Below are 10,516 nucleotides of genomic sequence, written 5' to 3'. Positions count from 1 at the left end.
AGGCGTTAGATAATTGAACACACCACGGGCGAAAAAAAGCCCGCAGTGTGCGCGGGCGAAACCAACGAAGAGCATTTGGGGGTATGAAGCGAGGTGACGACTCAGCTACCGCGATAGGTGGAATAGCTGTAAGGCGAAATCAACAGGGGTACATGGTAATGCTCTTGCTCGGCGCTGATGCCAAAGCGTAGTACCACTACATCCAGGAAAGCCGGCTCCGGCAATTGCACGCCACGGGCGCGGTAGTAATCGCCCGCGTTGAATTGCAGCTGGTAGACACCGCTGCGGTAATCGTCGCCTTGCAACAGCGGCGCATCGCAGCGGCCGTCGCTGTTGGTGGTGGCGGTAGCGACCAGCTCAAGCTGCGCACCTTCGACGCGGTACAGCTCAACCTTGATTGCGCTGCCGGGGCAACCGTGCGCGGCGTCCAAAACGTGTGTGGTCAAACGTCCCATGGCTTTTATGCGCCTCCCGAAGTCAGTCATAGAGAAACCCGCACTCTTTCAGGGCAGTGAAAAAGCCGGCGATGGCTGATTAAGACATTTTCAAAGAAAATTGTACACAATAAATTTCACAGCGCTTCAACCCCCTGTAGGAGCGAGCTTGCTCGCGAAAAACGCCAACGATAACGCGGGCTCCCAGGATGAAAAGTGGCGCCCTCAGGTTATTCGCGAGCAAGCTCGCTCCTACAGTGGGCTTTTTGATCTTAACCTGACCACTCAGGCAAGTTTCTTGCAGAGACCCGTAGAGAGCCCGTTCAGAAAAAATGCAGAAATGCAGGCTTACAAAGTTTGCAATAAGTTGTATACAATCACTCATCGCTGTGACGCCACTCAGTCATTCCACTGCCCGGACGCCACACACACCTGCTACCACGAACAAGAAGGAAGACTGCAGTGAGCGCTGACTACCCACGCGACCTGATCGGTTACGGCAGTAACCCTCCTCACCCCCACTGGCCGGGCAAGGCACGCATTGCGCTGTCGTTCGTACTCAACTACGAAGAAGGCGGCGAGCGCAACATTTTGCACGGTGACAAAGAGTCCGAAGCCTTCCTCTCGGAAATGGTCTCGGCGCAACCGCTGCAAGGCGAGCGCAACATGAGCATGGAGTCGCTGTACGAGTACGGCAGCCGTGCCGGTGTGTGGCGCATCCTCAAGTTGTTCAAAGAATTCGACATCCCGCTGACCATCTTCGCTGTGGCCATGGCCGCTCAGCGGCATCCGGATGTGATCCGCGCCATGGTCGCCGCCGGCCACGAGATTTGCAGCCACGGCTACCGCTGGATCGACTACCAGTACATGGACGAGGCCCAGGAGCGCGAGCACATGCTCGAAGCCATCCGCATCCTCACCGAACTTACCGGTGAACGCCCATTGGGCTGGTACACCGGCCGCACCGGCCCCAACACCCGTCGCCTGGTGATGGAGGAAGGCGGCTTCCTGTACGACTGCGACACCTACGACGACGACCTCCCCTACTGGGAACCCAACACCCCGAACGGCAAGCCGCACCTGGTAATCCCCTACACCCTGGACACCAACGACATGCGCTTCACCCAGGTGCAGGGTTTCAACAAGGGCGATGACTTTTTCGAGTACCTCAAGGATGCCTTCGACGTGCTGTACGCAGAAGGCGCCGAAGCGCCGAAGATGCTATCGATCGGCCTGCATTGCCGCCTGATCGGTCGCCCGGCACGCCTGGCCTCGCTCAAGCGCTTCATTGAATATGTCAAAGGCCATGATCAGGTGTGGTTCACCCGCCGCGTGGACATCGCCCGTCACTGGCACCAAACCCACCCTTTCCCGGGAGCGGCGAAATGACTGCGTTCCAGACCCTGAAACCTTCGACCTTGAGCCGCGACGCCTTCGTCCAGGCCTTTGCCGATATCTACGAACACTCGCCATGGGTGGCCGAAAAGGCCTTCGACCTGGGCCAGGACGCGTCGATCGACCAGATCGAAACCCTGCACCAGCGCATGAGCGATATCCTGTTGAGTGCTGATCACGCCTCGCAACTGGCGCTGATCAATGCTCACCCGGACCTGGCCGGAAAAGCTGCCGTCCAGGGCCAACTGACCCAAGCCAGCACCGATGAACAAGCGGGCGCGGGTATTCACCAATGCACGGCCGAAGAGTTTTCTCGCTTCACCGAGCTGAACGAGGCCTACAAAGCCAAGTTCAAGTTTCCCTTCATCATGGCGGTAAAAGGCAGCAACCGGCATCAGATCCTCGCCGCGTTCGAAACGCGCATCCACAACTCGGCAGACACCGAGTTCAAGTGCGCGCTGGACGAGATCAACAAGATCGCGTTGTTCCGCTTACTGACCCTCTAGCAGTCCATCCCCAGCCACTCTATCTAAGGCAGACAAGAAGAATGAAAGCTTACGCCGTACCTTTCGAAAAGTTCGTCAACCTGGCCGACGCCCGCCTGGGCACCAAGATCATCTCGGTGACCGATGACTGGTTCGCTGACGCCAACCGCCTGTTCCAGCCGACCCCGGCCGTGTGGAAGGAGGGCGTTTTCGATGACAACGGCAAGTGGATGGACGGCTGGGAGTCACGCCGCAAGCGCTTCGAAGGCTACGACAGTGCGGTGATCCGCCTGGGCGTGCCGGGTTCGATCAAAGGCGTGGACATCGACACTTCATTCTTCACCGGCAACTTCCCGCCGTCGGCTTCGCTGGAAGCCTGCTTCCTGGCCTCGGGCGAGCCGGATGCCAACACCCAATGGGTGGAAGTGCTGTCAGCCGTCGAGCTGCAAGGCAACAGCCACCACTACCACGAGATCAACAACGACCAGGCGTTCAGCCACCTGCGCTTCAACATCTACCCGGATGGCGGCGTGGCCCGTCTGCGTGTGTACGGCGTGCCGTTCCGCGACTGGTCTTCGGTGGGCGACAACGAACAGGTCGACCTGGCCGCCGCGCTCAATGGCGGTCGTGCCCTGGCCTGTTCCGACGAACACTTCGGCCGCATGAGCAACATCCTCAACCCGGGCCGCGGCATCAACATGGGCGATGGCTGGGAAACCGCACGTCGTCGCACGCCAGGCAATGACTGGGTGATCGTCGCCCTGGGCCACCCGGGCGAGATCGAGAAAATCGTGGTGGACACCCTGCACTTCAAGGGCAACTACCCTGACACCTGCTCGATCCAGGGCGCCTTCGTGAAAGGCGGCACCGACAGCCAGATCGAAACCCAGTCGCTGTTCTGGCGCGAACTGCTGCCGGCGCAGAAGCTGGAAATGCACGCCGAACACACCTTCGCCGAGCAGATCAAGGCGCTGGGGCCGATTACCCACATCCGCTTGAACGTGTTCCCTGATGGTGGTGTGAGTCGCCTGCGCGTCCTGGGCAAGGTCGCCAAATAACACCCGATCGTCCCCACGCTCTGCGTGGGGATGCACCCCGTGACGCTCCGCGTCACACAGCGGACGCAGAGCGTCCAGGGCAGCGTTCCCACGCAGAGCGTGGGAACGATCTATAGACAAGACAAGAAGACAGCCATGCGCACACTGATGATCGAACCCCTGACCAAAGAAGCCTTCGCCCCCTTCGGAGACGTTATCGAAACCGACGGCAGCGATCACTTCATGATCAACAACGGGTCGACCATGCGCTTTCACAAACTGGCCACGGTCGAAACCGCGAAGCCGGAAGACCACGCCATCATCAGCATCTTCCGCGCCGACGCGCAGGACATGCCGCTGACCGTGTGCATGCTGGAGAGACACCCGCTGGGCAGCCAGGCTTTCATTCCGCTGCTCGGCAACCCCTTTCTGATCGTGGTCGCGCCACTTGGCGATGAACCTGTATCGGGCTTGGTCCGCGCCTTCGTCACCAACGGCAGGCAGGGCATTAATTACCATCGCGGCGTCTGGCACCACCCGGTGCTGACGATCGAAAAGCGGGATGACTTCCTGGTGGTTGATCGCAGTGGCACAGGCAATAACTGCGATGAGCATTTTTTCAAAGAGGATGAGCGTTTGATCCTCGCCCCCCACCAATAAGAGAAGGTCTGATCACCCGACAACAAGGGTGACAGGCGAGAGGTAAAGACTGTGGAAGCACATCTGTTGGAATGGCTGAACCTGAGCGTGCGCTGGGTTCACATGATCACTGGCGTCGCCTGGATCGGCGCTTCTTTCTACTTCGTCTGGCTGGAAAACAACCTTAATCGCGTCAACCCCAAGAACGGCCTGGCCGGTGACTTGTGGGCGATCCACGGTGGCGGTATCTACCACCTGGAAAAATACAAACTGGCCCCGCCGACCATGCCGGACAACCTGCACTGGTTCAAATGGGAAGCCTATTTCACCTGGATGTCGGGCGTCGCGCTGCTGTGCGTGGTGTTCTACCTCAACCCGACGCTATACCTGCTCGCCCCCGGCAGCAGCCTCAGCGGTACCGAAGGCGTATTGCTGGGCATCGGCTCACTGTTCGCCGGCTGGTTCATCTACTCCTTCCTCTGCGACTCGGCCCTGGGCAAACGCCCCGCTCTGCTCGGCTTGATCCTGTTCGTGCTGTTGATTGCGGCGGCCTACGGCTTCAGCAAGGTGTTCAGCGGCCGCGGTGCCTACCTGCACGTGGGTGCAGTGATCGGCACGATCATGGTGGGCAACGTGTTCCGTATCATCATGCCGGCCCAACGCGCGCTGGTGGCGGCCATCGCCGAGAATCGCACGCCCGACCCGGCGCTGCCGGCCAAAGGTCTGCTGCGCTCACGCCACAACAACTACTTCACCTTGCCGGTGCTGTTCATCATGATCAGCAACCACTTCCCGAGCACCTATGGCAGCCAATACAACTGGCTGATCCTGGCCGGTATCGCGGTGGCAGCAGTGTTGGTGCGCCATTACTTCAACACCCGGCATGACAGCCAGAAGTATGCGTGGACCTTGCCCGTAGGCGCCTTGGCGATGATCAGCCTGGCCTACGTGACCGGGCCCAAGCCGGCTGAACCGATTGCCAAGGCACCGGCTGCCATCGAGTACCAACCCCTGCCAGAAACCGCACTGGGCGGTGGCTTGAAACCGGCCGCGCCTGCCGCACCCGCCGCTGAACCGGCACCGGCCCAGGCCACCACGGACTTCGGCCAGGTGCACCACGTGATCGAGCAACGCTGCACCGTGTGCCATTCGGCCAAGCCCACCAGCCCGCTGTTCAGTACGGCACCGGCTGGGGTGATGTTCGACACACCGGCACAGATCCAGCAGCAGGCGGCGCGGATTCAAGCGCAGGCCGTGGCCAGCCAGATCATGCCGCTGGGCAACATTACCCAGATGACCCAGCAGGAACGGGATTTGATCGGCACCTGGATTAATCAGGGGGCCCGTACCAACTGACTGTTTCACACCGTTCCCATGTGGGAGCTGGCTTGCCTGCGATAGCGGCAGATCACCAACATTTTCGGTGACTGACACACCGCCATCGCAGGCAAGCCAGCTCCCACAAGGGAGATCAGTGATGGTTTGAAGATTAAGTTTCATCCGGCAATTGAATGCCAAACAACACAAAAATAAAAAGATTCGAGGTGTTGCATGTCCCAGTTAGAAACGCAGACTCCTGCCGCGCCCGCCATGGTGCGGCTGCCCCTCTTGCAACTGATCCTGGTAGGCCTGCAACACGTCTTGCTTATGTACGGCGGTGCTGTCGCCGTGCCCCTGATCATTGGCCAGGCCGCCGGCTTGAGCCGTGAAGAAATCGCCTTTCTGATCAACGCCGACCTGCTGGTGGCCGGTATCGCCACCATGGTGCAGTCGTTCGGCATCGGCCCCATGGGCATCCGCATGCCGGTGATGATGGGCGCCAGTTTTGCCGCCGTGGGCAGCATGGTCGCCATGGCCGGTATGCCCGGCATCGGTTTGCAGGGCATCTTCGGCGCGACCATCGCCGCCGGGTTCTTCGGCATGCTCATCGCACCGTTCATGTCCAAGGTGGTGCGCTTTTTCCCGCCGCTGGTGACCGGTACGGTGATCACCGCCATCGGCCTTTCGCTGTTTCCCGTGGCGGTGAACTGGGCCGGCGGGGGCAGCGCCGCCGCCACGTTTGGCTCGCCGGTCTACCTGGCGATTGCCGCCCTGGTACTGGCCACGATCTTGCTGATCAACCGCTTCATGCGCGGCTTCTGGGTGAACATCTCGGTACTGATCGGCATGGGCCTGGGTTACGCGCTATGTGGTGTGATCGGCATGGTCGACCTCAGTGGCCTGGCCCAGGCGCCGTGGGTGCAGGTGGTGACGCCGTTGCACTTCGGTATGCCCAAGTTCGAGTTGGCGCCGATCCTGTCGATGTGCCTGGTGGTGGTGATCATTTTTGTCGAGTCCACCGGCATGTTCCTCGCCCTGGGCAAGATCACCGGCCAGGAGGTCACGCCGAAGATGCTGCGACGAGGCCTATTGTGTGATGCCGGCGCATCGTTCTTTGCCGGCTTCTTCAACACCTTTACCCACTCCTCCTTCGCGCAGAATATCGGCCTGGTGCAGATGACCGGCGTGCGCTGCCGCTCGGTCACGCTCATGGCCGGCGCGTTCTTGATCGTGCTCAGCCTGTTGCCCAAGGCGGCCTATCTGGTGGCTTCAATTCCACCTGCGGTACTCGGCGGCGCGGCGATTGCGATGTTCGGGATGGTGGCGGCAACCGGGATCAAGATTCTGCAGGAAGCCGACATCGCCGACCGCCGTAACCAGTTGCTGGTGGCAGTGAGTATCGGCATGGGCCTGATCCCCGTGGTACGCCCGGAGTTCTTCGCACAGCTGCCGTTGTGGATGAGCCCGATTACCCACAGTGGCATTGCCATGGCCACCCTCAGCGCGCTGTCGCTGAACATCCTGTTCAACATCCTCGGCGGCGCTGAGCGCCCCGAAGTCGCGCATACGCATTGATTCCTTTGTTAGTACAAAAATAACAACAAACAGGGAACCCCCGCATGCACAACCTTGACATGGGGCCGGCCACACGCCGCGCCCCATTCTTGCCCCTCGCGCTCTGTTACAGCGCACTTGAGCCCAGGCCTGGGAGCCAGTATTCTCCGCGCCCGCTCGAATCGACTCAAAAAAAAACAGCGAATGTAAAAGCTGACCTCAAGGCCAACTTATCCCGGCCTGATGTTTGCTGCCAAAGTGCAAAAAAGTCCCCTGAATTCGACTGCATCCGCTGCAGCCGACGAGGATTTTTTGGCTTTTTCAGCACCTTGGCGCAGCTCTTGCTAAAAGCATCAAAGCTGACCGAACAGACGATTTTTGCAGCGAACCAAAAGGCGCCACACCAGAGCGCCTGCGTAGAAGAAAAACCATAAAATTTTAACTCGGGAGCAACCGAATGAAACCTATGTTCAAAGGCCTGATGCTGGCTGGATCACTGTTGGCCGGTGGCCAGGCCGTAGCCGGTGACTTGTTGCAGTGGCAAAACAACAGCCTGACTTATCTGTGGGGCAAGAGCTTTACCGTCAACCCGCAGATCCAGCAAACCGTCACCTTCGAACATGCCGACGCATGGAAGTACGGCGACAACTTCTTCTTCCTCGACCGTATCTTTTACAACGGCAAGGAAGACGGCAATGTCGGCCCGAATACTTACTACGGCGAGTTCAGCCCGCGTTTGTCGTTCGGCAAGATCCTAGACAAGGACCTGTCGTTCGGCCCGATCAAGGACGTGCTGCTGGCCTTCACCTATGAGTTCGGCGAGGGCGATAACGAGTCCTACCTCCTGGGTCCGGCGTTCGACTTGAACATCCCCGGTTTCGACTACTTCCAGTTGAACTTCTACCAGCGCCAGACCGAGGGCAATCGTCCGGGTGACGGCGTGTGGCAGATCACTCCGGTATGGTCGTACACCATTCCCGTGGGTAATTCCGACGTGCTGATCGACGGTTTCATGGACTGGGTGGTGGATAACGACAAGAACGCCCGCGGCACTTATCACGCCAACCTGCACTTCAACCCACAGGTCAAATACGACCTGGGCAAGGCGCTGCATTGGGGCGACAAGCAGTTGTATGTGGGTTTTGAATACGACTACTGGAAGAACAAATACGGGATTGAAGACAGCGGCGCCTTCAAGACGACTCAGGACACAGCAAGCTTCCTGGTCAAGTACCACTTCTGACGGCCCTGTGTAGGAGCGAGCTTGCTCGCGAAAAACTCAAGATCACCGCGCTCATGCTGAATAAACACGGCGTTCTCAGGTTTTTCGCGAGCAAGCTCGCTCCTACAAAGGTTCACGTCAGGCCCAGGAAACGGGTGATTTCTTCGCGCTTGGCCAGCGCATCCTTGCGCCCCAGTTCGATCAACTCACTGCAATACCCCGCCTCGAACAACAGATAGCTCAACACTCCTGCCCCGCTGGTCTTGGTTGCCCCAGGCCCCCGTAAAAACACACGCAACGCCGCCGGCAATTCCTGGCGATGTCGCGCGGCGATTTCATCGATGGGCTGGCTGGGGGCAATCACCAACACCTCTACCGGCGCCAGGCCCTGCACCGCCGCATCCGCAGGCACGACGCGGCTGAACTGGTTCAAGCGCTCCAACAGTTCGATATCGCTTTCCAGGCTGTCAATGAAGGTGCTGTTGAGCATATGCCCGCCGATTTGCGCCAGGGTCGGTTGCTGGCCGGTGTAGGTGCGTTGCGTCGAGGCTTCATTGCCCCTTGGGTTGCCGCTCACACCGACGACCAATACGCGGCTGGCCCCCAGGTGCAAGGCCGGGCTGATGGGCGCGGACTGCCGCACTGCGCCATCGCCGAAGTACTCTTCGTCAAGTTTGATCGGAGCGAACAACAGCGGAATCGCGGAGCTTGCCAACAGGTGCTCTACCGTCAGTTGGGTCGGTACCCCAATGCGCCGATGACGCAGCCAGGCATCGATGGTGCCGCCGCCCTGATAGAAGGTCACCGCTTGCCCGGACTCATAACCAAAGGCCGTCACCGCCACCGCCTGCAAGTGCTTGCGGCGGATAGCCTCGTCGATGCCGTCCAGGTTCAAACGCGCTTGCAGCAAGTCACGCAGGGGGGAGCTATTGAGCAACGCCACCGGCACCTGGGCACCCAGGCCCAACAGGCTGTGGATCAGGAAGCGACTGGCCTGGCGTATCACCCCCGGCCAATCGCTGCGCAGCACCTGATGGCTGCGAAAGCCCTGCCAGAACGCTGTCAGCCGTTGGACAGCCGCGCAGAAGTCACTGGCCCCACTGGCCAGGCTCACCGCATTGATGGCGCCGGCGGAGGTGCCGACGATCACCGGAAAAGGATTCGGTGCCCCTGGCGGCAGCAATTCGGCAATCGCCGCCAGCACCCCCACCTGATAAGCCGCTCGCGCCCCGCCGCCGGAAAGAATCAAGCCTGTGACCGGTTCAACTGGGCGCATTGCGTCACTCCATGTGGCGAAAAGTTGGGCTTATCAACGTCATATCACTGTAGGAGCGAGCTTGCTCGCGAAGATCGCCAATGATTACGCGTACATCCTAGGTGAACGCGGTGTTATTGGGTTTTTCGCGAGCAAGCTCGCTCCTACAATGGCAGCAGGGTTATCGACGGCGCTTTTCGTACAGCTTGGGCTCACCCGGCGGCCGACTCTTGAAGCGGCGATGGGTCCACAGGTATTGCTCGGGGCATTCGCGCACCGAGGCTTCGACCCACTGGTTGATGCGCAGGCAGTCGATCTCGTCGGTTTCACCCGGGAAGTCGGTCAGCGGCGGATGGATCACCAGGCGGTAACCGCTGCCGTCAGCGAGGCGCTCCTGGGTAAACGGCACCACCAGCGCCTTGCCCAGGCGTGCGAACTTGCTGGTAGCGGTGACGGTGGCCGCCTGGATACCGAACAGCGGCACGAAGATGCTTTGCTTGGCGCCGTAGTCCTGGTCTGGCGCGTACCAGATGGCGCGGCCGGCGCGCAGCAGCTTGAGCATGCCGCGCACGTCGTCGCGCTCCACGGCCAGGGAATCGAGGTTATGGCGTTCACGGCCACGGCGCTGGATAAAGTCGAACAGCGGGTTGCCGTGTTCGCGGTACATGCCGTCAATGGTGTGCTTCTGCCCCAGCAGCGCCGCGCCGATTTCCAGGGTGGTGAAGTGCAGCGCCATGAGGATCACGCCTTTGCCTTCCAACTGTGCCTGCGTGAGGTGTTGCAGCCCTTCGACATGGGCCAGGCGCGCCAGGCGCGGCTTGGGCCACCACCAGCTCATGGCCATTTCAAAGAAGGCGATGCCGGTGGAAGCGAAGTTTTCCTTGAGCAGGCGTTTGCGTTCCTTGACAGATTTTTCCGGGAAGCACAGCTCTAGGTTGCGCGCCGCGATGCGGCGACGATCACCTGCCACGCGGTACATGCCCGCGCCCAGCAGGCGACCAATGGTCAACAGCGCCCGATACGGCAATTGAGTGACCAGCCACAGCAGGCCGAGCCCCAGCCATAGCAGCCAAAAACGCGGGTGAAGAAATACAGCTCGAAAACGCGGGCGATCCATTACAGATTCCGGTAAAGACAAGGGCCGCGCATTCTACAACGGTTCGACTCGGCTTGCG

Annotated in this window: 11 protein-coding genes; 8 read left to right on the top strand and 3 right to left on the bottom strand. The window is 60.1% G+C overall.

The window, feature by feature from the left end; translation table 11 throughout:
* Positions 1–101: 101 nt before the first annotated feature.
* Positions 102–485, bottom strand: coding sequence for a hydroxyisourate hydrolase (gene uraH, locus HBO10_RS13480; protein ID WP_169918711.1), 384 nt, complete (start codon positions 483–485; stop codon positions 102–104).
* 411 nt (positions 486–896) lie between these two features.
* Here uraH and puuE point away from each other — a divergent pair, with 411 nt between their 5' ends.
* The 8 genes from puuE to HBO10_RS13440 all read left to right on the top strand — a co-directional run bounded on the left by puuE (position 897) and on the right by HBO10_RS13440 (position 8,107).
* Positions 897–1,823: an allantoinase PuuE gene (gene puuE / locus HBO10_RS13475; RefSeq protein WP_014719292.1), complete on the top strand. Its 927-nt coding sequence runs from the start codon at positions 897–899 to the stop codon at positions 1,821–1,823.
* The gene (gene uraD, locus HBO10_RS13470) at positions 1,820–2,335 is read left to right on the top strand and encodes a 2-oxo-4-hydroxy-4-carboxy-5-ureidoimidazoline decarboxylase (RefSeq protein WP_014719293.1); all 516 of its coding nucleotides are present in this window, start codon (positions 1,820–1,822) and stop codon (positions 2,333–2,335) included. The genes puuE and uraD overlap by 4 nt, the downstream gene beginning before the upstream one ends.
* A 41-nt stretch (positions 2,336–2,376) precedes the next feature.
* Positions 2,377–3,372: an allantoicase gene (alc, locus tag HBO10_RS13465; RefSeq protein WP_017137848.1), complete on the top strand. Its 996-nt coding sequence runs from the start codon at positions 2,377–2,379 to the stop codon at positions 3,370–3,372.
* A gap of 135 nt (positions 3,373–3,507) precedes the next feature.
* Positions 3,508–4,011, top strand: a complete 504-nt coding sequence (locus HBO10_RS13460; protein WP_003192823.1) for an ureidoglycolate lyase — start codon at positions 3,508–3,510, stop codon at positions 4,009–4,011.
* Positions 4,012–4,062: 51 nt separating this feature from the next.
* Positions 4,063–5,346: a urate hydroxylase PuuD gene (locus HBO10_RS13455; protein WP_003192825.1), complete on the top strand. Its 1,284-nt coding sequence runs from the start codon at positions 4,063–4,065 to the stop codon at positions 5,344–5,346.
* Between the two features lie 195 nt (positions 5,347–5,541).
* The gene (locus HBO10_RS13450; protein ID WP_032896003.1) at positions 5,542–6,885 is read left to right on the top strand and encodes a nucleobase:cation symporter-2 family protein; all 1,344 of its coding nucleotides are present in this window, start codon (positions 5,542–5,544) and stop codon (positions 6,883–6,885) included.
* Between the two features lie 44 nt (positions 6,886–6,929).
* The gene (locus tag HBO10_RS13445; protein ID WP_152612737.1) at positions 6,930–7,298 is read left to right on the top strand and encodes a hypothetical protein; all 369 of its coding nucleotides are present in this window, start codon (positions 6,930–6,932) and stop codon (positions 7,296–7,298) included.
* A gap of 23 nt (positions 7,299–7,321) precedes the next feature.
* Complete coding sequence (locus HBO10_RS13440) at positions 7,322–8,107, top strand: outer membrane protein OmpK (protein WP_003192827.1); 786 nt, start codon at positions 7,322–7,324, stop codon at positions 8,105–8,107.
* 112 nt (positions 8,108–8,219) lie between these two features.
* Here HBO10_RS13440 and HBO10_RS13435 read toward each other — a convergent pair whose 3' ends face one another.
* Positions 8,220–9,362: a patatin-like phospholipase family protein gene (locus HBO10_RS13435; protein WP_034126132.1), complete on the bottom strand. Its 1,143-nt coding sequence runs from the start codon at positions 9,360–9,362 to the stop codon at positions 8,220–8,222.
* 160 nt (positions 9,363–9,522) lie between these two features.
* Positions 9,523–10,458, bottom strand: coding sequence for a lipid A biosynthesis lauroyl acyltransferase (locus HBO10_RS13430; RefSeq protein WP_034126131.1), 936 nt, complete (start codon positions 10,456–10,458; stop codon positions 9,523–9,525).
* Positions 10,459–10,516 lie beyond the last annotated feature (58 nt).

This window comes from Pseudomonas sp. WS 5503, assembly GCF_012985385.1.
Taxonomy (GTDB): Bacteria; Pseudomonadota; Gammaproteobacteria; order Pseudomonadales; family Pseudomonadaceae; genus Aquipseudomonas; species Aquipseudomonas paracarnis.
The sequence above is the reverse complement of the archived record's forward strand: the minus strand, read 5'-3'. Positions and strand labels throughout refer to the sequence as shown.

Coding starts and splice junctions, on each gene's coding strand:
- uraD (WP_014719293.1), top strand. CDS start 1,820: ATGACTGCGTTCCAGACCCTGAAACCTTCGACCTTGAGCCGCGACGCC.
- alc (WP_017137848.1), top strand. CDS start 2,377: ATGAAAGCTTACGCCGTACCTTTCGAAAAGTTCGTCAACCTGGCCGAC.
- HBO10_RS13450 (WP_032896003.1), top strand. CDS start 5,542: ATGTCCCAGTTAGAAACGCAGACTCCTGCCGCGCCCGCCATGGTGCGG.
- HBO10_RS13435 (WP_034126132.1), bottom strand. CDS start 9,362: ATGCGCCCAGTTGAACCGGTCACAGGCTTGATTCTTTCCGGCGGCGGG.
- HBO10_RS13445 (WP_152612737.1), top strand. CDS start 6,930: ATGCACAACCTTGACATGGGGCCGGCCACACGCCGCGCCCCATTCTTG.
- HBO10_RS13460 (WP_003192823.1), top strand. CDS start 3,508: ATGCGCACACTGATGATCGAACCCCTGACCAAAGAAGCCTTCGCCCCC.
- uraH (WP_169918711.1), bottom strand. CDS start 485: ATGACTGACTTCGGGAGGCGCATAAAAGCCATGGGACGTTTGACCACA.
- HBO10_RS13430 (WP_034126131.1), bottom strand. CDS start 10,458: ATGGATCGCCCGCGTTTTCGAGCTGTATTTCTTCACCCGCGTTTTTGG.
- HBO10_RS13440 (WP_003192827.1), top strand. CDS start 7,322: ATGAAACCTATGTTCAAAGGCCTGATGCTGGCTGGATCACTGTTGGCC.